Origin of the sequence: Pseudomonas sp. GLN_2 (genome assembly GCF_043106005.1) — a bacterium.
GTDB classification, from domain to species: domain Bacteria; phylum Pseudomonadota; class Gammaproteobacteria; order Pseudomonadales; family Pseudomonadaceae; genus Aquipseudomonas; species Aquipseudomonas alloputida.
Genome location: NZ_JBICMC010000083.1, coordinates 16,693 through 37,316, shown reverse-complemented (window position 1 = coordinate 37,316; position 20,624 = coordinate 16,693). Strand labels below are relative to the sequence as shown.

Annotated in this window: 19 protein-coding genes; 7 read left to right on the top strand and 12 right to left on the bottom strand. The window is 63.9% G+C overall.

The window, feature by feature from the left end; genetic code table 11:
• Nucleotides 1-9 precede the first annotated feature (9 nt).
• The 10 genes from ACF8Q6_RS19770 to pedF form a co-directional block, all read right to left on the bottom strand.
• The gene (locus tag ACF8Q6_RS19770; RefSeq protein WP_392493948.1) at nucleotides 10-1,680 is read right to left on the bottom strand and encodes a NahK/ErcS family hybrid sensor histidine kinase/response regulator; all 1,671 of its coding nucleotides are present in this window, start codon (nucleotides 1,678-1,680) and stop codon (nucleotides 10-12) included.
• Nucleotides 1,664-2,827 (bottom strand): alcohol dehydrogenase-like regulatory protein ErcA, encoded by a 1,164-nt coding sequence (gene ercA / locus ACF8Q6_RS19765; protein WP_004576476.1) that lies wholly within the window; start codon nucleotides 2,825-2,827, stop codon nucleotides 1,664-1,666. The genes ACF8Q6_RS19770 and ercA overlap by 17 nt, the downstream gene beginning before the upstream one ends.
• Nucleotides 2,828-2,916: 89 nt before the next feature.
• The gene (gene pqqD, locus ACF8Q6_RS19760; RefSeq protein ID WP_003254087.1) at nucleotides 2,917-3,189 is read right to left on the bottom strand and encodes a pyrroloquinoline quinone biosynthesis peptide chaperone PqqD; all 273 of its coding nucleotides are present in this window, start codon (nucleotides 3,187-3,189) and stop codon (nucleotides 2,917-2,919) included.
• A gap of 51 nt (nucleotides 3,190-3,240) precedes the next feature.
• Nucleotides 3,241-3,312 (bottom strand): pyrroloquinoline quinone precursor peptide PqqA, encoded by a 72-nt coding sequence (pqqA, locus tag ACF8Q6_RS19755; protein ID WP_003243383.1) that lies wholly within the window; start codon nucleotides 3,310-3,312, stop codon nucleotides 3,241-3,243.
• A 231-nt stretch (nucleotides 3,313-3,543) separates the two neighbouring features.
• Entirely contained in the window at nucleotides 3,544-5,064 is a 1,521-nt protein-coding gene (locus tag ACF8Q6_RS19750; protein WP_003254088.1) for an aldehyde dehydrogenase family protein, read from the bottom strand.
• A gap of 316 nt (nucleotides 5,065-5,380) precedes the next feature.
• Complete coding sequence (gene pedH / locus ACF8Q6_RS19745) at nucleotides 5,381-7,168, bottom strand: PQQ-dependent alcohol dehydrogenase PedH (RefSeq protein ID WP_274082856.1); 1,788 nt, start codon at nucleotides 7,166-7,168, stop codon at nucleotides 5,381-5,383.
• A gap of 195 nt (nucleotides 7,169-7,363) precedes the next feature.
• Entirely contained in the window at nucleotides 7,364-8,287 is a 924-nt protein-coding gene (locus ACF8Q6_RS19740; RefSeq protein WP_003254090.1) for a quinoprotein relay system zinc metallohydrolase 1, read from the bottom strand.
• A 38-nt stretch (nucleotides 8,288-8,325) separates the two neighbouring features.
• Complete coding sequence (locus ACF8Q6_RS19735; RefSeq protein ID WP_392493110.1) at nucleotides 8,326-9,087, bottom strand: quinoprotein dehydrogenase-associated SoxYZ-like carrier; 762 nt, start codon at nucleotides 9,085-9,087, stop codon at nucleotides 8,326-8,328.
• Between the two features lie 8 nt (nucleotides 9,088-9,095).
• Nucleotides 9,096-9,971, bottom strand: coding sequence for an ABC transporter substrate-binding protein (locus ACF8Q6_RS19730; protein WP_020193827.1), 876 nt, complete (start codon nucleotides 9,969-9,971; stop codon nucleotides 9,096-9,098).
• A 5-nt stretch (nucleotides 9,972-9,976) separates the two neighbouring features.
• Nucleotides 9,977-10,438, bottom strand: a complete 462-nt coding sequence (pedF, locus tag ACF8Q6_RS19725; RefSeq protein WP_010953594.1) for a cytochrome c-550 PedF — start codon at nucleotides 10,436-10,438, stop codon at nucleotides 9,977-9,979.
• Between the two features lie 254 nt (nucleotides 10,439-10,692).
• Between pedF and exaA the strand changes: the two genes are divergently transcribed.
• Complete coding sequence (gene exaA / locus ACF8Q6_RS19720) at nucleotides 10,693-12,588, top strand: quinoprotein ethanol dehydrogenase (RefSeq protein ID WP_033724318.1); 1,896 nt, start codon at nucleotides 10,693-10,695, stop codon at nucleotides 12,586-12,588.
• Between the two features lie 66 nt (nucleotides 12,589-12,654).
• Nucleotides 12,655-13,314, top strand: coding sequence for a pentapeptide repeat-containing protein (locus ACF8Q6_RS19715; protein WP_392489720.1), 660 nt, complete (start codon nucleotides 12,655-12,657; stop codon nucleotides 13,312-13,314).
• 205 nt (nucleotides 13,315-13,519) lie between these two features.
• Here ACF8Q6_RS19715 and ACF8Q6_RS19710 read toward each other — a convergent pair whose 3' ends face one another.
• The gene (locus ACF8Q6_RS19710) at nucleotides 13,520-14,158 is read right to left on the bottom strand and encodes a response regulator (protein ID WP_392491933.1); all 639 of its coding nucleotides are present in this window, start codon (nucleotides 14,156-14,158) and stop codon (nucleotides 13,520-13,522) included.
• Nucleotides 14,155-15,432, bottom strand: a complete 1,278-nt coding sequence (locus ACF8Q6_RS19705; protein ID WP_392491935.1) for a histidine kinase — start codon at nucleotides 15,430-15,432, stop codon at nucleotides 14,155-14,157. The genes ACF8Q6_RS19710 and ACF8Q6_RS19705 overlap by 4 nt, the downstream gene beginning before the upstream one ends.
• Before the next feature lie 150 nt (nucleotides 15,433-15,582).
• On the opposite strand from ACF8Q6_RS19705, the gene ACF8Q6_RS19700 reads away from it, so the two are divergent.
• The 5 genes from ACF8Q6_RS19700 to ACF8Q6_RS19680 all read left to right on the top strand — a co-directional run bounded on the left by ACF8Q6_RS19700 (nucleotide 15,583) and on the right by ACF8Q6_RS19680 (nucleotide 20,596).
• A complete protein-coding gene (locus ACF8Q6_RS19700; RefSeq protein WP_392491937.1) occupies nucleotides 15,583-16,776 on the top strand; it encodes an ABC transporter substrate-binding protein in 1,194 nt (397 codons plus the stop codon).
• A 30-nt stretch (nucleotides 16,777-16,806) separates the two neighbouring features.
• Complete coding sequence (locus ACF8Q6_RS19695; RefSeq protein WP_054888204.1) at nucleotides 16,807-17,796, top strand: YVTN family beta-propeller repeat protein; 990 nt, start codon at nucleotides 16,807-16,809, stop codon at nucleotides 17,794-17,796.
• Complete coding sequence (locus ACF8Q6_RS19690) at nucleotides 17,793-18,533, top strand: ABC transporter ATP-binding protein (RefSeq protein ID WP_003254104.1); 741 nt, start codon at nucleotides 17,793-17,795, stop codon at nucleotides 18,531-18,533. Before ACF8Q6_RS19695 ends, ACF8Q6_RS19690 begins: the two co-directional genes overlap by 4 nt.
• Nucleotides 18,530-19,321, top strand: coding sequence for an ABC transporter permease (locus tag ACF8Q6_RS19685; RefSeq protein ID WP_012052787.1), 792 nt, complete (start codon nucleotides 18,530-18,532; stop codon nucleotides 19,319-19,321). The genes ACF8Q6_RS19690 and ACF8Q6_RS19685 overlap by 4 nt, the downstream gene beginning before the upstream one ends.
• Before the next feature lie 465 nt (nucleotides 19,322-19,786).
• Entirely contained in the window at nucleotides 19,787-20,596 is an 810-nt protein-coding gene (locus ACF8Q6_RS19680) for a gamma-glutamyl-gamma-aminobutyrate hydrolase family protein (RefSeq protein WP_392493845.1), read from the top strand.
• Nucleotides 20,597-20,624 lie beyond the last annotated feature (28 nt).

The following is a 20,624-nucleotide window of genomic DNA, read 5'->3' as shown; positions in this document are numbered from 1 at the left end:
ACTACCCCGTCAATGCACCAGGAGCAACTGGCTCAATACCGCCCGCAGTTTTCCGGGTTTCACAGGTTTGTTCAGTAGCGGCGCCCCCAGCTTCTGCAATCCACGCCGGCACTGATCGCTGCGGTCAGCGGTAATGATCACTGCCGGTATGGCAGCCGCAAAATGCTCACGCAGGTACCTCACCACCTCGCAACCCACTACGCCATGGTCCAGGTGGTAGTCGGCCAGGATCAGTTCCGGGGCTCGCCCCTGCAACGCCAGCAAGGCGCCCTCCTGGTCAGTAGCCGTGACCACTTCGCACCCCCACTGCCCCAACAGCGCACCCATGCTCTCGAGTATGCTCACTTCGTTGTCCAGTACCAGCAGGCGGCGGCCCGGCAGCGGATTACCGGCGCTGGGCAGCGGCACAGCCTGGTGAACAGCCAGCGGCACTTCTTTGCCAAGAGGTACCTCGATGCTGAACACCGAGCCACGCCCAAGCCACGACCGCACCTCGATCCGATAACCGAGAATCTTGGCGATCCGTTCGACGATGGCCAGCCCTAGGCCAACACCCTTGCGATCCGCTGCACGCCCCACATCCAGCTGATTGAACTCGAGGAATATGTCCTGCAGCCGGTCCTGCGCTATGCCCCGCCCGGTATCCCACACCTCCAGCCGCAAATGACCACTGCGGCGCCTCGCCCCGAGCAGGATCCGCCCCTCGTCGGTGTACCGGCAGGCATTGCTGAGGAAATTGCGCAGGATGCGTGTCAGCAAACGCAGGTCAGTACTGATGGCGTAGTCGGCTATGCGTGCGTGCAGCTTCAGGCCCGCCGCATCGGCCACTGAGCTGAACTCCGAGACCAGCGGCGCGAACAGCTCGTCCAGGCGGTACACGGCCACATCCGGCTTTACCGCCGCCTGGTCGAGCCGGGAAATGTCCAGCAGGTCGGTCAGCAGGTCTTCCGCGCCCTCCAGGGCCTGGTGGGTCCGCTCCACCAGCACATGCTCGGCCTGTGGCAATGGCCGCTCGCGCAAGGTTGAGATCAGCAAGCGCGCGGCGTTCAGCGGTTGCAGCAGGTCATGGCTGGCGGCGGCGAGGTATTTGTCCTTGCTGCGGTTGGCAGCTTCGGCAGCATCGCGCGCCTCCAGCAATTCATCGGTACGCGCAGCGACCCGTTGCTCCAGTTCATCATTGAGCTGTTGCAGGCGCTGCTGGGCCAGCTTGCGTTCGGTAATGTCGGCGACGAACCCCTCCACCAGCCCTTCATGGCCGGGTTTGAGCAGCAGGTTCATGAGCACATCGAGATGGCTGCCGTCCTTGCGCCGCAAACGGGTTTCGTAGCCGTGCAGGCTGTGCTCACGGGCGAGCACCGCGGAAATGGCCTGTAACTCCTCGGCACCGCCGTCAAACAGGTTGGCGGCCAGGTCCGTCAGGGAAAAAAGCACCGATTGCGGGTCGTCATAGCCGAGCATGCGCGCCAACGCCGGGTTGGCGGCACGCATGCCGTCCTGAAGGCTGGCCTGGAAAATACCGTGCACGGCGTTTTCGAACAGCCATTTGTAACGGTTGCGTTCGGCTTCCAGTTCGTCCAGGCGGGCGGACAGCTCCGGGTAATGGCTTTTGCGCGCCGAGTGGTCACCCAGCCCCAGCAGCCCGGCCAACGCCCGCTGCTGCTCGTCAGAGGGCCTCGCCATAGACCACCTCGACATCTCGCTGGCTGGACGCACGGGGGTTGGTGAGGATGCACGGGTCGTCCATCGCGTGTTGCGACAGGAACGGGATATCGGACGTGCGCACCCCGTGCAGGCCCAAGGTTTCATGGAAGCCGATGGCACGCTTCAGGGCAATCAGGTGCTCTACCAACCGACCGCAGATCTGCCGGTGATTGAGACCGCGGCAGTCGATACCAAACACCTCGGCGATCACCTTGAAACGCTCCGGCGCCGAGCTGTAGTTGAACGCCACCACGTGCTCCACCAGCACCGCATTGCACAAACCATGGGGCAAGTCGAGGAAGCCGCCCAGGCTGTGCGACATGGCGTGCACTGCGCCCAGGATCGCATTGGAGAACGCCAGCCCCGCCTGCATGCTGCCGAGCATGATCTTCTCGCGCAGCGCAATATCGGTGGGGTTGGCGATCATCTCCACCAGGTTGCCATTGATCAGGCGCATGGCTTCCAGCGCATGGGGATCGGTCAGCGGCCCGTGGCCGGTCGACACGAAGGCCTCGATGGCATGCACCAACGCATCGATGCCGGTGCAGGCCGACAGGAACGGGTCCATGCTCAGGGTGGTCTGCGGGTCGATCAGCGACACGTCCGGCACCACCGCCTTGCTGACGATGGAGAACTTCATGCGTTCCTGCTGGTTGGAAATGATCACGAACTGCGACACGTCCGCCGAAGTGCCGGCGGTGGTCGGAATCAGGATCAGCGGCGGGCTGGGCACGCGGATCATGTCCACGCCCTCGAATTCGAGGATGCTGCGCCCATGGGCAACCACGATACCGATGGCCTTGCCGCAATCCATCGGGCTGCCGCCACCGACGGCGACGATCACGTCACAGTGGTTCTGCCGATAGATTTCGGCGCCGAGCATCACCTCTTCGACCCGCGGGTTGGGTGACACCGCTGTGTACAGGCAGTAGTCGATACCCTGGGCCTGCAGGCTGGCCTCCACATCTGCCACCCAGCCGGCCGCGATCACGCCAGGGTCGCTGACCACCAGTACCTTGCGCGCACCGAAGGTTTTGGCGTAATTGGCCACATTGTGCCGGCAGCCGGCACCAAAGATGATTTCAGGCGATACGAACTTGCGAAGGGGGCTGAAACTCTGGCTCATCGTTAAGCCTGTTCTTATTGTTCTGGAAGATAACCGCCAGCGTAAAGCATCCCACCACGAAAGCAACCAGACCAAAGCGGGGCTACCGCTCATTCTATCCAGGATTTGGCGCGGGCCACCTCCAGAAACGCCAGTACGTCCTCCTCGAGCCCCGGTACATCGGGGAAGCGTTGTGCCAGGCGGTCGATGACCGTTGCCACGGTACTGTGGCCGTCCAGCAGCGCCAGGACCCAGCCGGCACTGGCATTGAGCTCGATGATGCCCCCGGCGTACAACAGCACGTGGCAAGCCTTCTGTGGCTCCCAGTCCAGACGCAAGCCTCGCCCCAAGGCAAGGGCTTGCTGGCGATCAATCAGGTTCACAGGCACATGCTCCAGGAGGATCCGGCCACCGTGGCGATGGCCGGGCCGTCATCAACGGTTGGCGAAATACATCGTCACTTCGAAGCCAATGCGCAGGTCGGTATAGGCGGGTTTAGTCCACATAGGGCAAGTCCTCTTCTTGTGCCGGAGGATTCCGGTAGAAGCATTAATGCACGGGGGCGGACCGGACCGAATGCTACTTTGGAACGAGCTGGCGGGGTGCGTTGGTACGGGTAGGCCGTTACGTGTGCCGGCCTCTTCGCGGGCAAACCCGCGCCCACAGGTTCTGCACCGGCTCTGGAACCAGCGGTGAACCTGTGGGAGCGGGCGAGCCCGCGAAGGCCGCGACGCGGTTTAGAAGAAGCCCAGCGGATTGATGTCGTAGCTCACCAGCAGGTTCTTGGTCTGCTGATAATGGTCAAGCATCATCTTGTGGGTCTCACGGCCAACACCGGACTTCTTGTACCCCCCGAACGCCGCATGCGCCGGGTACAGGTGGTAGCAGTTGGTCCACACTCGCCCGGCCTTGATCCCGCGTCCCATGCGGTAGGCGCGGTTGATGTCACGGGTCCACAGGCCGGCGCCCAGGCCGAATTCACTGTCGTTGGCGATCGCCAGCGCTTCGGCTTCGTCCTTGAAGGTGGTCACGCCCACCACCGGCCCGAAGATTTCTTCCTGGAACACGCGCATCTTGTTGTTGCCCTTGAGCAGGGTTGGCTGAATGTAGTAACCGCTGGCCAGGTCACCCTGCAGCCGCTCGGCACCACCGCCGGTGAGCAGCTGCGCGCCCTCCTCCCGGGCAATTTCCAGGTACGAAAGGATCTTGTCGTACTGTTGCTCGGACGCCTGGGCACCCACCATGGTTTCGGTATCCAGCGGGTTGCCGCGGGTGATCTTGGCGATCTTCTTCATCACCTCGGCCATGAACGGTTCGTAGATCGACTCCTGGATCAGCGCCCGTGACGGGCAGGTGCACACCTCGCCCTGGTTGAAGAACGCCAGCACCAGGCCTTCGGCAGCCTTCTCGATGAATGCCGGCTCGGCCTGCATGATGTCTTCGAAGAAAATGTTCGGCGACTTGCCACCCAGTTCGACGGTGGACGGGATGATGTTCTCGGCCGCGCACTTCATGATGTGCGAGCCCACCGGGGTGGACCCGGTGAACGCGATCTTGGCAATGCGCTTGCTGGTGGCCAGCGCCTCGCCGGCCTCACGGCCAAAGCCCTGGACGATGTTCAGTACGCCTGCCGGCAACAGGTCGGCGATCAGTTCGGCAAAGACGGTAATCGACAGCGGCGTCTGCTCCGCGGGCTTGAGCACCACGCAGTTGCCTGCGGCCAAGGCCGGGGCAAGCTTCCAGGCGGCCATCAGCAGCGGGAAGTTCCACGGGATGATCTGCCCCACCACACCCAGCGGCTCGTGGATGTGATAAGCCACGGTGCCTTCGTTGATCTCGCCTACGCCACCCTCCTGGGCGCGGATGCAACCGGCAAAATAGCGGAAGTGGTCCGCTGCCAGCGGCACGTCGGCATTCAAGGTTTCGCGGATGGCCTTGCCGTTGTCCCAGCTTTCGGTAACCGCCAGCACTTCCAGGTTCTGTTCGATGCGGTCGGCAATTTTCAGCAGTACCCGCGCACGGTCTTGCACCGAGGTCTTGCCCCAGGCTTCGGCGGCGGCATGCGCGGCGTCCAGGGCGCGCTCGACGTCCTGGGCCGTGGAGCGCGGGAATTCGGCAATCGGCTGGCCATTGACCGGCGAGCTATTGGTGAAGTACTGGCCAGCCAACGGCTGCACGAACTCGCCGCCGATGAAGTTGCCATAACGGGGTTTGAAGGATACGACGGCGCCTGGAGTTCCGGGTTGTGCGTAGATCATGCTGAGCCTCTGCGGGTCGGTGCCTGTCCCACGACAGGCGATGCACCGATGGTAACAAGCCCGCGTGCCGGGCGAATGCACCGTTGGCAGCGGGGCTCTCGTCATTTGGTAGTAGGCTCTGTACGAAAAGTCTTGAGACGCAGGTCAGGCAAGGCGAAAACAGCCGAGGAACGGCCGGGGTCGCGCCCGACTGTACGGGAGTACATGAGCACTCCGAGGCGGTTTTCAACGCAGCATGAACAAGTATCAAGGCTTTTCGTCAGAGCCTAGGGCCGCTTGCTACCGATCAGCGGCAGCAAGCGGCAGTAGGCAGGCGTTATGGCTTGGTGCTTGCCGTTTGCTGCAACTGCTTGGGCAACTTGAAGGTCCAGAGCATGCCGCCCTGGTTGAAGTCCTTGACCCGTTTGGCCACTTCGCCGCCCCACAGCGGCACCGCGCCGCCCCAGCCGGATACCACCGAGACGTATTGCTCGCCGTCCATTTCCCAGGTGACGGGCGAGCCAAGCACGCCTGAGCCGGTCTGGAATTCCCAGACCTTGTCGCCGGTCTTGGCGTTGAATGCCTGCAGGAAGCCCTCTGGCGTGCCCGTGAACACCAGGTTGCCCTTGGTGGTCAGCACACCGCCCCACAGCGGCGCGTAGTTCTTGTGGCGCCACACTTCCTTGCCGCTGACCGGGTCGATGGCGCGCAGCACGCCGATGTAGTCTTCGTTGAGCGGCTTGATGGTGAAACCGGCGCCGAGGAACGCCGCACCTTTCTTGTAGGCGATGCCTTCGTTCCAGATGTCCATGCCCCACTCGTTGGACGGCACGTAGAACAGCCCTGTGTCCTTGTTGTAGGCCATCGGCATCCAGTTCTTGGCGCCGAGGAAGGCCGGCGCGACAAACACCGAGCTGCCCTTGGCCTCGCTGCCGGGTGCGCCCGGGCGGCTGGCGTCGTTGTAGATCGGCCGGCCGTCCTTGTCCAGGCCAGTGGCCCAGGTGATCTTGTCAACGAAGGGGAAGCCGCGGATGAACTTGCCGTTGGTGCGATCGAGCACGTAGAAGAAACCGTTGCGGTCGGCCGTGGCGGCAGCCTTGATCTCCTTGCCGCCGTCCTTGTAGTTGAACGAGATCAGCTCGTTCACGCCATCGAAGTCCCAGCCGTCATGCGGCGTGCTCTGGAAGTGCCACTTGATGGTGCCGTCGTCCGGGTTCAGTGCCAGGCGTGAGGAGGAGTACAGGTTGTCACCGGGGCGCAGGTGCGAGTTCCACGGGGCCGGGTTACCGGTACCAAACAGGATCAGGTTGGTTTCCGGGTCGTAGTAACCGCCCAGCCACGGCGCGGCGCCGCCGGTCTTCCACAGGTCGCCAGGCCAGGTCTTGCCTGCCTCACCGCCGGAAATACCGTTCTCGATCGCCTTGCCGTCCTTGTACACATAGCCCATGTGCCCTTCCACGGTGGGGCGCATCCACAGCAGCTCGCCGTTCTCCGGGTTGTACGCCTGGATCTTGCCCACCACGCCGAACTCGCCGCCGGCAACGCCTGTAATCAGCTTGCCATTGACGATCATCGGCGCGGCACTGATGGAGTAGCCTTCTTTGTGGTCGGCAACCTTCTTGCTCCAGACCACCTTGCCGGTGTCCTTGTTCAGGGCCACCAGCTTGGCGTCCAGCGTGCCAAAGAACACCAGGTTGCCGTACAGCGCGACGCCGCGGTTGATCACGTCGCAGCAGGGGCGGATGTCATCCGGCAGACGTGCATCGTATTGCCACAGTTTCTTGCCGGTGCGGGCATCCACGGCGAACACCCGCGAGTAGGAGCCGGTCAGGTACATCACCCCGTCCTTGATCAGCGGCTGGGCCTGCTGGCCGCGCTGCTTCTCCCCACCAAAGGAGAACGCCCAGACCGGGCGCAGCTCCTTGACGTTATTGACGTTGAGCAGATCCAGCGGGCTGTAGCGCTGGCCCTGCACGCCCAGGCCATTGGTCACGATCTGCTGCGGGTTCTTCGGGTCCTGGAGGATTTCTTCATTGCTGACAGCGGCGTGCGCCGCGCCGGCAAGCAGCATGGCGCTGAGCACCAGGCTCACGGCGAACAAGGGGCGACGTGGGGATCGGGTCATGACGGCTACCTTTGGTTTTTTTGTTGTGCCCGGGAAAATTTCCCGGTGTGCCGGGAATTCTTGGTCCCGACCCGATTGCCAACAATTGCCCGCAGTGCGGAGTTTTCTAGTTCCTTGGTAGGGGCCTGAGCGATGGACGGGGGCAGCCATAGAGCGCGGCACGGACGGCGCGGGGGCTCACAGGCACCGTAAATGTCATGGCAAGCGCTGCAACTGCTGGCGCTCGTAACGCGGGTACAGGTGGCTGACACTGCGGATCAGCTCATAACGCGTCAGGCTGATCCCGGCAAACCGTTCGGGAATGGGGCTGCGGATCATCTCAGCCATGTCGTCACCGCGCGCCGCGCCATCACGCATCAGGCCATCGAGCCAGCCCAGGTAGTCACGCATCTGCACGAACGGCTGCGCATCACTGGCCAAGGGGCCATGTCCGGGTACAAGCTGTTTCCAGGGCAGTGCCTGCAGGGTATCCAGGTCCTTGAGCCACACGTCCAGCCCCGGGCTGTTGGGCGTGGTCAGGGCGCGTTCGTAGAACACCAGATCGCCGGCAAACAGCACGCCGGTCTTTTCATCGAAAATCGCCAGGTCGGCCCCCGTATGCCCGCCCAGCCCCAGCAACCTCAGGCGGTGCCCACCCACCTCATGCACGCCCGGCTGCAGCAGCCGGGTCGGCAGCACCACCTCGGTACCGCGCATCCAGTCGCCGACCAGGCGATACATGTTCTCGGCCATGGCATCGCCTTGCTGGCGCAGCAGGTCGCGGGTGCCGGCCAGGGCACCGATCGGCACATCGGCAAAGGCTTGGTTGCCCAGCACATGGTCAGGATGATGATGGGTCAGCAGCACCTCCACTACCGGCTTGTCGGTGAGGGTGGCAATTGCCTTGCGCAATGCCTCGCCATAGCCCTTCGACGGCCCGCTGTCGATCACCACCACACCGCTGTCGGTGACGATGAACGCGGTGTTGACCACATTGCCGCCATTGGCCTTGGCGAAATTGTCGGTGCTGCCTTCCAGCAACCAGGTGCCCTCGGCGATCTGCCGGGGGGTGAGCCGGTACGCCAGATCAGCCTGGGCCGGCAGCCCCAGGCACAGCAGCAACAGCAGGATCCAACGCATGACGGTGCCTCGGGTCAGGGTGAAATCAGACAACGCGCTCAGGGCAGCGCCGCCTCGAACTGGTTGCCGCTGTTGTCCTGCAACAGCAGCCGTGTTGGCCCAGGGCCCTGAATGTCAAAGCCCAGGTTGGGGTTTTCGCTGACCGCCGGGTACAGCTCCAGGCTGGCCAGGCGCTGGCCATCTGCACCTTGCAACTCGGCATGGTTGAGAAAGAATTCAGGAATGCCGCTGACCAGGCCGTTATCCATCGGGTGGGCCACCTGCAGGCGCAGGCGGCTGCGGTCGCCACGCGGGTAGCGCCCGCCCAGCACCTCCCCGAGGTGCTCCTCCCAGCCGGGCTGGGTGCGCACCACGCTGGGTGCGGTACAACCGCCGCCGGCAGCATCGATCAGGGTCGAACCGACGTGCCACAGGCCATCACGTGTCAGTACCGCGGCGCGCAGCGGTGTGGCCTGTTCGATGCGGATGCGGATCGACAACCAGGGCAACACGCGCTCGCCGGGCTGAAAGTCGACGATGCGCGGCAGAGGGTTCAGCTCTGCCCAGGCGATTATCCGCACCACCTCGCCCGTGAACGCCCGGGCGTCGATCTCCAGCGGGACCTGCCGTGCATCCTCGGCAAAGGGCGGCGCCAGAAGCTTCACACGGTCATCGAACACGAACGCCGCCTGCCCCAGCAACTGCTTGTGGTAGAAGTCCCACATCACGGAAGGCACCGGGTCTGTGGGGGTGCCTTGTGTCGCAGCCTGGGCGGCCCAGGGCATCCAGCAGGCCAGCAGGAAAGTTGCTCGCCAGTTCATGGCCACTCCTATTGATACATCTCCGGGACCTCGTAACGCAGGCCGTAGGCGGCATACATCGCCTTGAGCCGGCCATCGCGAATCATCGCTTCCATGGCCTCCTCCACGGCATAGGCCAGCTGCCGGTTGCTTTCATGCACGGCCATGCCGATTTCCCAGGCCTGTTTGCCAAGGTTCGGGTAGGCGTTTTCTGCCAAGGCCAGTTGCGGGTCGGCGGCCTGGTGCAGCTGCCAGTCAACCTCGCCGCGCATCGCCATCACTGCGTCCACCTGGCCGGCCTGCATGGCAGCGAAAGCTTGCTGCACACCGGGGTAATGGTGGGTCCTGGCGCTGAGCATGCCGTTGAACACCGATGTCAGGTAGAACGACGGCACGCTGTCCACCTCGACCCCGATAGGATGCTGCTGGAATACCGCGACACTGGCCACCGAGGCCAGGCGACGGCGATCGTAGGCCACCTGCCAACGCTCCTGCTGATAGGGGCCGAACATCACCACCTGGGCGTTTTCCAGCTCCCCCAGCTCGTTGCGCCGCTGCGCGTAGGCGCGATCGTAAGGCACCCGCATCATCAGGTCGGCCAATTGCTGATGACGCAGCGGGCTGCCACGCCAGATGTAGTCGCGCAGGTCATCGTCGAGCTTTTCTCCGGGTGGCGCCCAGATCAGTTGCAGGCGTACCCCCAAGGCCGTGGCCAGGGCCTGCGCCAGCTCCACATCGACACCACGCGGCTGGCCGTGGTCCTGGAAACTGTAGGGGGCGAAATCCTTGTACACCGCCACCTTGAGCTCGCCGGCAGCGATGATCGCGTCATAGTTGCGCACCTGCGCCTGGGCCGCCGCGCAACACAGCAGCAGTCCACTCAACAGCACCGCCCACAGACGCATGGCCGTCACTCCTCGACGTGCACGCTGTCCAGGTAGGTGCGCACCGCCCACAGGGCTTCCTGGCTGAGGTAATCGGCCATCTTCGGCATGTACACGCGGCCGTCGCGAACCGCGCCGTGGCGTACCCGCTCGACGAACCATTCATCGCCGGCATCACCCGCATCGAGCATGCGCAAGTCAGGGGCGATACCACCCGACTTGGCCTCCAGGCCATGACAGGCAGCGCAGTTCTGGTTATAGGCCGAGGCGCCGATTTCCACGGCCTTGTCGTGCTCGGGCGAGCTGCGGTACGGGTTGACCGCAGCCCAGCCGTCGCCGTCCAGGCTCACGCCAGTGTCCTTGATCGGGGTCAGGCCCTTGGTCTCCACTGCCTGGGGCACCACGTTGCCATGGGCCCAGGCTGTACCGGTCAGCACGGCTGCGGCCAGCAACCCAGCAGCAAGCAACACATTGCATTTTGTTGTCATTGTTATGCCCTCACCATTGCACACAAAGCCTCAACCACAGAGGCCGTGCCGCCATCTTAGGAACAGCCCGCGGGCGGCCGAATGCTGCTTTGGTGGCCGGGCCTTAATCCCTTGGTAGTAGGGCTTGTGGCGAAGGGCCAATTGAGGTGCCGTGCGGGAACTATTCCCGGCAAGGGCGGGACTTTTTCCGTATCCCGCGATAGCCGCTGCGCCCCACCCTGTGCAGGCCAAAACCTCCACTGGGAACTGCAACCATGACAATAAGATCGCTACCCGCCCTTTCCCCGCTGGCCCTGAGCGTGCGCGTCCTGCTGATAGCCGGTAGCCTGGCCCTGGGCAATGTGGCAACAGCGGCCAGCACACCCGCTGCACCTGCCGGCAAGAACGTCACCTGGGAAGACATCGCCAATGACCACCTGACCACCCAGGACGTGCTGCAATACGGCATGGGCACCAATGCCCAGCGCTGGAGCCCGCTGGCCCAGGTCAATGACAAGAACGTGTTCAAGCTGACCCCGGCCTGGTCCTACTCCTTCGGCGACGAGAAGCAGCGCGGCCAGGAATCCCAGGCCATCGTCAGCGATGGCGTGGTCTATGTCACCGGCTCGTACTCACGGGTATTCGCCCTCGATGCCAAGACCGGCAAACGCCTGTGGACCTACAACCACCGCCTGCCCGACAACATTCGTCCCTGCTGCGACGTGGTCAACCGCGGGGCGGCGATCTACGGCGACAAGATCTACTTTGGCACCCTCGATGCGCGTGTCATCGCCCTCGACAAGCGCACCGGCAAAGTGGTGTGGAACAAGAAGTTCGGCGACCACAGCGCCGGCTACACCATGACCGGTGCGCCAGTGCTGATCAAGGACAAGACCAGCGGCAAGGTGCTGCTGATCCACGGCAGCTCCGGCGATGAATTCGGCGTGGTCGGCCAGTTGTTCGCGCGCGACCCTGACACCGGTGAAGAAGTGTGGATGCGGCCCTTCGTCGAGGGCCACATGGGCCGCCTGAACGGCAAGGACAGCACCCCGACCGGTGACGTCAAGGCGCCGTCCTGGCCAGACGACCCTAACACCGAAACCGGCAAGGTCGAAGCCTGGAGCCACGGCGGTGGTGCCCCTTGGCAAAGCGCGAGCTTCGACCCCGAAACCAACACCATCATTGTCGGCGCTGGCAACCCCGGCCCTTGGAATACCTGGGCGCGCACTTCGAAGGACGGCAACCCGCATGACTTCGACAGCCTGTATACCTCCGGCCAGGTCGGCGTCGACCCGAGCACCGGCGAGGTCAAGTGGTTCTACCAGCACACCCCCAACGATGCCTGGGACTTCTCCGGCAACAACGAGCTGGTGCTGTTCGACTACAAGGACAAGAACGGCAACGTGGTCAAGGCCACCGCCCACGCCGACCGCAACGGCTTCTTCTATGTGGTCGACCGCAACAACGGCAAGCTGCAGAACGCCTTCCCCTTCGTCGACAACATCACCTGGGCCAGCCATATCGACCTGAAGACCGGCCGCCCGGTGGAAAACCCCGGCCAACGCCCGGCCAAGCCGCTGCCGGGTGAAACCAAGGGCAAGCCGGTGGAAGTCTCGCCACCGTTCCTGGGCGGCAAGAACTGGAACCCCATGGCCTACAGCCAGGACACCGGGCTGTTCTACATCCCTGGCAACCAGTGGAAAGAGGAATACTGGACCGAGGAAGTGAACTACAAGAAGGGCTCGGCTTATCTGGGCATGGGCTTCCGTATCAAGCGCATGTACGACGACCACGTCGGCACGTTGCGCGCCATGGACCCGACCACCGGCAAGCTGGTGTGGGAACACAAGGAACACCTGCCGTTATGGGCTGGTGTGTTGGCGACCAAGGGCAACCTGGTATTCACCGGCACGGGCGACGGCTTCTTCAAGGCCTTCGACGCCAAGACGGGCAAAGAGCTGTGGAAGTTCCAGACCGGCAGCGGCATCGTCTCGCCGCCCATCACCTGGGAACAGGACGGCGAGCAGTACATCGGCGTGACCGTGGGCTACGGCGGTGCGGTACCGCTGTGGGGCGGCGACATGGCCGAGCTGACCAAACCGGTGGCTCAGGGTGGTTCGTTCTGGGTGTTCAAGATCCCGAGCTGGGACAACAAGACTGCACAGCGTTGACCTGCAGCGGGGAGCGGCCTGCGCCCCTCCCCGTTTCTGCCCTTCTCCTGACCGGAGGCTTTTGCCATGAATTACCTGCCCTTGACCTTGCTGCTGGCGCTATCCCCTGCCCTGGCAGTGAACGCCGACGACGCCGGCACCGATACCCCCTTGACCATCAACGGCTGCGTGATTGCCGAAGCCAGCCAGTGCCCGGGGGCCAACCTGCGCGGCGCCAACCTGGCCAACCAGGACCTGCGCAAGATGAACCTGGCCGGTGCCGACCTGCGCGATGCCGACCTGCGTCATGCCCAGCTGGACCTGGCAAATCTGGAAAAAGCCCGCCTGCAAGGTGCCAACCTGACCCGCGCCAGCCTGCAACAAAGCAATCTGCGCCTGGCTGACCTGAGCAGCAGCAGGCTGGTGGCCATTCAAGGCTGGGGCTTGTTCGCCCAGGGTGCACAGTTTGAAAAGGCGGACCTGCGCGCAGCCTACCTGCAGTTCGCCAGGCTGTCCGGGGCAAAGCTGCAGCAGGCCAACTTGCAGGCGGCGGACCTGGAGATGGCCTGGTTGAGCAAGGCCGACCTGCAAGCGGCCAACCTGGGGGATGCCAACCTGCAGGAGGCCAAGTTTGGCCAGAGCAACCTGGCACACGCCGATTTGCGCGGGGCGCGGCAGCATTACGGGAATTTTCAGGAGGCCAACATGGAGGGGTGCAAGGGGTGCCCTGAAACCTGGGACAAATGAGCGGCCTGTAGGGGCGGGTTCACCCGCGAAAGGGCCGGCCCTGCTGGCCAATTTCCAACTGCCGTTCACCGGTGTCGCCGCCACCGTATTCGCGGGTAAACCCGCTCCTACACACAGATCGGGGGTGGACACATGTCGGGGGCTGGACACATTCCGTTGTGCGCGGTGGGCTGCGACGCAGCCCCAACAGGTGCAATGAAATACCTCACCCCGCCACCCGCACCACCCCCAGGTCAATCCCCAGATGCACCAGCTCGGCATGCGAGCTGACCTGCAACTTGCTCTTGAGCAAGGTCAGGTGGTTGGACACGGTCTTGGCACTGATACACAACTGCTCGGCAATCACCCGCGCCGGGGTACCCTTGGCCAGCATCGTGAATATCTCCAGTTCGCGCTGGGTCATGCGCTGCAACCGCGGGTCATTGGTGCTTTGCTGTGACAGGCAAGCCAGCTGGGTGGCCAGGGGCTGCTCGATGTAGGCATGCCCGGCCAACACCCGCTGCACCGCCTCGATCAGCACCTCGGGCGCCGAGTTCTTGGTCAGGTAACCCGAAGCCCCCGCATCCAGCGCCTGGCGCACCAGCGGCAGCTCGTCGTGCATGCTGAAAAACAGCACCCGCAATTGCGGCAGGCGCTGGCGCAGGCGCCGGGTGGTTTCCAGGCCACTGATACCGGGCAGGCCAAAGTCCATGATCACCAGGTTGGGCACCTGCTCCTGTACCCTGGCCAGCGCCTCTTCACCACTGGCGGCCTCACGCACCTGCACCAATGGCAGCACCGCCCGCAGCAAGCTGGCGTAGCCTTGGCGGACCACGGCGTGGTCATCGACCAACACGATATTCATCGCACCTCCTCGGGAATGTTAAGGGCCAGCGCCCAGCCACCGCCCGGGCGGCTGAAAATGCGTAACTCCCCCCCAAGGCTGCGGGCGCGCTCGGCCATCGAGTGCAGGCCTACCCCTGGGCGCTGGGGCTGGCACCCGCCGCAGCCGTTGTCGCGAATGAACAGGCGCAAGCCCTTGGTACTGCGCTGCAGGCGCACCCGCACCTGGCTGGCACCGGCATGCCGGGCGACGTTGGTCAACGCCTCCTGCAGCAAGCGGTACAAATGCGTTCTGCTCGCCCCAGGCAGCGCCGGCAAGTGCTCGCCAACCCGCAGCCGGCATTCGATGCCCTGGCTGGCCTGCCACTGGCTCACCAACAGCCCGAAGGCCTCGGCCAACGGCATGTAGTGCAGCGCCACCGGATACAGGTTGTGCACCAGCGCGCGAAAGCCCTGCTGCAGGCGCTCGCAATTGAATTCAAGGGCCTGCGCCGTCTGCGTCACCACTTCAGGCTGTTCGGCCACCATACGCAGCAGGCATAGCTGGGCTCGCATGCCTGCCAGGTATTGCCCCAGATCATCGTGCAGGGTCTGCGCCAGCTGGGTACGCTCCTGCTCCTGCACCGCCAGCAGGGCCTGGGTCAGCTGGGCATTGTCGGCCTGGGCCTGCTCCAGGGCTGCGGCCATGCGGTTGAAGTGTTTGGCCAACTGGCGCGCTTCCGGCAGGCCGGCTTCGCGCAGGCGTGCCGTCAATTGCCCGCCTGAGACCTGGTGCAAGGCGCCCAGCAGCTCATCCAGCAGGCCCATGGCCCGCCGTACCGCCCAGCGGATGGTCAACAAGCTCAGCAACAACGCCAGGCCACAAACGACAAGCAGTTGTTGCAGGGAGTCCCAGACTTCATCGATTTCATCCCGCGCATCCACGGCAATCAACACGCGGCGGCCATCACTCAAGTCCAGCAGCCGGCTGCTGTGGTAGCGCTCGCCGAACAACTGGCGGCCGAGCCAGGCATCCATACCGGCCTCTTGCGGCAGCCTTGGCACCTCACCCGCTGCCAGCCAATGCACCCGCACATGGCGCAGGCTCTTGGTCAAGCCGGGCTGCAGGTTTGCCGGGTCGCGTTCGGCGGTGTCGCCCAGGTATGCCACCACGGCTTCGGCGGACTGCAACTCACGCTCGACATCGGCCACCGCCTGGTGCAACAGCACCCCGGCACAGGCCAGCGTCACCAAGGCGAAGCATAACGTGACCCAGAGGTTGACTCGCCACAGGGCCGACAAGTTGACAAGGCGCACAAGCGGTTCTCCTCAGGCCGTTGTGGACCATCGTAAAACTGCGGCCCCCGCACTGAATTACTACCTTGGTACCGGCCGAGCGCTACTTTCTGCATATTCCCCCCTCCCGGCGGGCTTCCTATGCTGGCGCCATCTGCCGTGGAGTGTGTTATGCGCCAGCCTGCCCACCTTGCCTTGACCTGCCTGCTGGCCTTGGCCGCAACGCTGGCTACGCCCCGGGCGCCCGCCGCTCAGGGCCAGGCCGCAGCCCCGTTGCAGATACGCATCGGCTACCTCGGCTATCGCCCCGCCGCTGGCCCGCTGCTGTCCAATGTCATCCCCGAACCCGGCGATGCCGGGCTCCAAGGTGCCGAACTGGCCATTGTCGACAGCAACAGCACCGGGCGCTTCCTGAAGCAGCAATTTCAGCTGACCAGCGCCAATGTCGACAGCCCCGAAGCCCTGCTGCAAGCCGCCAGGGCCCAGCATGAACAAGGCCTGCGCCTGTTCGTGGTGAATGCCCCGGCCGCCAGCCTGCGCACGCTGTCTGCCGCCCTGCCCGACAGCCTGCTGTTCAACGCCGGCAGCCCCGACGACAGCCTGCGCAGCAGCCAGTGCCTGGGCAACGTCCTGCACAGCCTGCCGAGCCGGGCCATGCTGGCCGATGCCTTGGCGCAGTTCCTGGTGCTGCGCAAATGGCAACGGGCACTGCTGGTGGTCGGCCAGACGCCGGACGACCAGGCGTACGCCGCTGCCCTGCGCCGGTCGGTGAAACGTTTTGGCGTGCAACTGGTTGCGGAAAAAACCTGGACCTTCGATAACGACCAGCGCCGCAGCGCCCAGGCCGACATGCCGCTGTTCACCCAGACTGCCGAATACGACGTGGTACTGGTGGCCGACGAGCGCGGTGACTTCGGCGAGTACCTGCCCTACCAGACGTGGTATCCACGCCCGGTGGCCGGTACCCAGGGCCTGACCCCCACGGGTTGGCACAAGACGGTGGAAACCTTCGGGGCGGCGCAGTTGCAAAAACGCTTCGAGGCCCAGGCCGGGCGCTGGATGAATGACCGTGACTTCGCCGCCTGGATGGCTGTGCGCAGTGTCGCCAGTGCGGCCAGCAAGCTGCGCCTGGCCGAACCGCGCGCGCTGCAGCAACTGCTGCTCAGCGAGCAGTTGCCGCTGGACGGTTTCAAGGGGCGCAAGCTCAGTTACCGCCCGTGGAACGGCGAACTGCGCCAGCCGATCCCGTTGGTTCAGCCCCGCGCCCTGGTCAGCACCTCGCCGCAGGAGGGCTTCCTGCATCCCTTCAACGAAATGGACAGCCTGGGCTATGACAAGCCCGAAGTGACGTGTAGCTACCCCTGACCCGACAACCACAACAATAAGGAATCCGCCATGCGCCGCCCCCTCTTCCACCGGGCCCTGATTTACCCCAGCCTGCTGTCGGGCGCCCTGGCGCTGGCCAGCAGTCACGCCATGGCTGCCACCGCCTGGGTCTCCAACGAGAAGGACAACAGCCTCAGCCTGATCGACATGCAAACGCTGGAAGTCACCGAAACCCTGCCGGTGGGCCAGCGCCCGCGTGGCTTGCTGCTGTCACACGACAGCAAGCTGCTGTACATCTGCGCCAGCGATTCGGACCGGGTGCAGGTGATGGACGTGGCCACACGCAAGATCATCAAGGAGCTGCCTTCCGGCAAGGACCCCGAGCAGTTCGCCCTGCACCCCAACGACCGCTGGCTGTATGTGTCCAACGAGGACGATGCGCTGGTGACGGTGATCGACACCGTCACCGACAAGGTGCTCGGGCAGATCGAAGTCGGCATCGAACCCGAAGGCATGGCGGTCAGCCCTGACGGCAAGTGGGCGGTCAACACCAGTGAAACCACCAACATGCTGCACTGGATCGACACCAGCACCCAGACCCTGGCCGACAGCACGCTGGTCGACCAGCGCCCGCGCTTCGTCGAGTTCAGCAAAGACGGTTCGCGCCTGTGGGCCTCGGCAGAAATCGGCGGCACGGTGACCATACTCGACGTGGCCACGCGCCAGGTGCTGAAAACCCTGAATTTCCAGATCAAGGGCGTGCACCCGGACAAAGTCCAGCCAGTGGGCATCAAGCTCAGCGCCGATGGCAAGTACGCCTTCGTCGCCTTGGGCCCGGCCAACCACGTGGCGGTGATCGATGCCAAGACCTTTGATGTGCTCGACTACCTGCTGGTCGGGCGGCGGGTCTGGCAGCTGGCATTCACCCCGGACCAGCGCCAGTTGCTGGCCACCAACGGTGTCAGCGGTGACGTTTCGGTCATCGATGTGAAGCAGCTCAAAGTGCTCAAGTCGGTGAAAGTCGGGCGCTACCCCTGGGGCGTGGTGGTGACACCATGAATGCCCTCGACGTCAGTGATGTGAGCTTTGCCTATGGCCAGCGCGAAGCACTCAGGCAGGTCGGTTTCAGCCTGGCACCTGGGCGCTTCGCCGCATTGCTGGGCCCCAATGGTGCCGGCAAGTCGACCTTGATCGCCCTGCTCACGCGCCTGTACGACCTGCAGCATGGCGACATCCGCGTGTGCGGCTGCTCGCTACGCAACGCTGCACGCCCGGCCTTGCGCCAGCTGGGCGTGGTGTTTCAGCAAAGCACCCTGGACCTGGACCTGAGCGTTGAGCAGAACCTGCGCTACCACGCCGCCTTGCATGGCCTGTCGCGGCGTCAGAGCCACCTGCGGGTCGAAGCCGAACTGGCCCGCCAAGGCCTTGGCGAACGCCGGCGCGATCGTGTGCGTGAGCTGAACATCGGCCATCGGCGGCGGGTGGAAATTGCCCGCGCGCTGCTGCATGAACCGCGCCTGCTGCTGCTGGACGAAGCCAGCGTCGGCCTCGATCCGGCCAGCCGCCTGGCGCTTAACCAGCACCTGCGCCGGTTGTGCCGCGAGCAGCAGCTCAGTGTGCTGTGGGCCACTCACCTGCTGGACGAAGTGCAGCCCAGCGATGATTTGTTGATTCTGCATCAGGGGCGCCTGGTGGCCAGTGGTACCGCCGATGCGCTGAGCCTTGAGCACGGCGGTGACCTCGATCACGCCTTTGCCCGCTTGACCAACGCCCCCTCAGGAGCCAACGCCCGATGAACGCTTACTGGCAATGTTTCAACGGCATCATGCTGCGCGAATGGCTGCGTTTCGTGCTGCAGCGTACACGTCTGCTCAGCGCGCTGGTGCGCCCGCTGCTGTGGTTGCTGGTGTTCGCTGCCGGCTTTCGCGCAGCGCTGGGCATTGCCATCATCGAGCCCTACGACACCTACATCCCCTACGAGGTGTACATCATCCCCGGCCTGGCCTGCATGATTCTGCTGTTCAACGGCATGCAGGGCTCATTGTCGATGGTCTACGACCGCGAGATGGGCAGCATGCGCGTGTTGCTGACCAGCCCGCTGCCACGCCCGTTCCTGCTGGGCAGCAAACTGCTGGCAACTTCATTGATTTCCCTGCTGCAAGTCTATGCCTTCCTCGCCATCGCCTGGTTATACGGGGTACAGCCACCGGCTGCGGGCTTGCTGATGGCGCTGCCAGCGTTGCTGCTGGTGGCCTTCATGCTCAGTGCCCTGGGGCTATTGCTGTCGAACGCCATCCGCCAGCTGGAGAACTTCGCCGGGGTGATGAACTTCGTGATCTTCCCGCTGTTCTTCCTGTCGTCGGCGCTGTACCCGTTGTGGAAAATGCGCGAGGCCAGCCAGTGGTTGTACTGGCTCTGTGCTGCGAACCCGTTCACCCATGCCGTAGAGCTGGTGCGGTTTGCACTTTATGAGCGGTTGAACCTGCTGGCGCTGGCGGTGTGCCTGGGGTTGACCGCATTGTTCACCCTGCTGGCGATCCTCACCTTCAACCCCCAGCATGCAGCGCTGCGCAAGCCGCGCTGAAAACCTGGGGTGTAACGCGGATAGCGTGTGGGAGCAAAAGCTGGCGCCACATCCCTGTGGGAGCGGGCTTGCCCGCGAACACGGGCGAAGCCCGTGCCATCCACCACGGTGTTGGCTTCGCGACACAAGGCCGCACATGGAGCGAGGTGACTTCATGCGACCTATTCATTGCACCGCTGCAATGACCCAACTGCATCGTTAAATATTATTGACCGCAGACCCCGCCAAACCCACGTCGCCACAGGCCCGCATCGGTTTCAGCCCCCAGAAAACGGCGTATCCCCCGCGCTAAAGCCCGCTTCCGTCGTTTGACATATCGAACGGCTCTGGCAAGCTATCTACAAGCCCCGACCGGAATCGTCGCCTCTGACGAGCCGGCAGTGCTCGGGGCTACAGGCAGCACCCAGGGCCCCGAGCCGTGCGCCTGCACAACAACGACAGGTCGAACCTGTCCCAAGGTGACATATGTCCAACAGCAACATTGGCAACAAGCAACCTTCCCTGCGCAAACCCGTCGTCCTGATGACCATGGGCAGCCAAGAGCGCAAAGGCCATGACTACCAGGTCATGACCCACAAATACATTACCCCGCTGGTCGAGTTCTCCGATTGCGTCCCGGTGTTGGTGCCTACCTGCTGCGGCACTGACGACCTCGAGACCTACCTGGACATGGCCGACGGCGTTTACCTGACTGGCGCTGGCAGCAACATTGACCCGGCCCTGTATGGCCAGGAAAACCAGACCCCAGGCAAAGGCCAGGACCAGAACCGCGACCTGTTCGACATTCCGCTGGTCAAGGCGGCGATCAAGCGTGGCCTGCCCATTTTCGGCATCTGCCGCGGGATGCAGGAAATCAACGTGGCCCTGGGTGGCGACATTTACCAGAAGGTGTATGCCGAACCTGGGTTCAATGACCACCGGGAAAACCCGGAAGACCCGGTCGACGTGCAGTACGCCCAGGTGCATGGGGTGAAGATCCAGCCGGGCAGCTGGCTGCACGACACCCTGGGTACCGACGAGATTCACGTCAACTCGCTGCATGGCCAAGGCCTGCACAAGCTCGGCGCCGGTATTGAAGCCATCGCCCGTGCCGAAGATGGCCTGGTCGAAGCGATTCACGCGCCAAGCATTTCACCGTTCCTGTTCGCGGTGCAGTGGCACCCTGAATGGCAGGCGGCGAAGAACCCTGATTCGATAAAGATCTTCCAGGCCTTCGGCGATGCTTGCCGGGCCCAGGTACGCAAGGCGCAAATCAAGCGCCAGCACGCGGCCTGACCTTCAGTTTCCTCTGCTTTGATCGCGG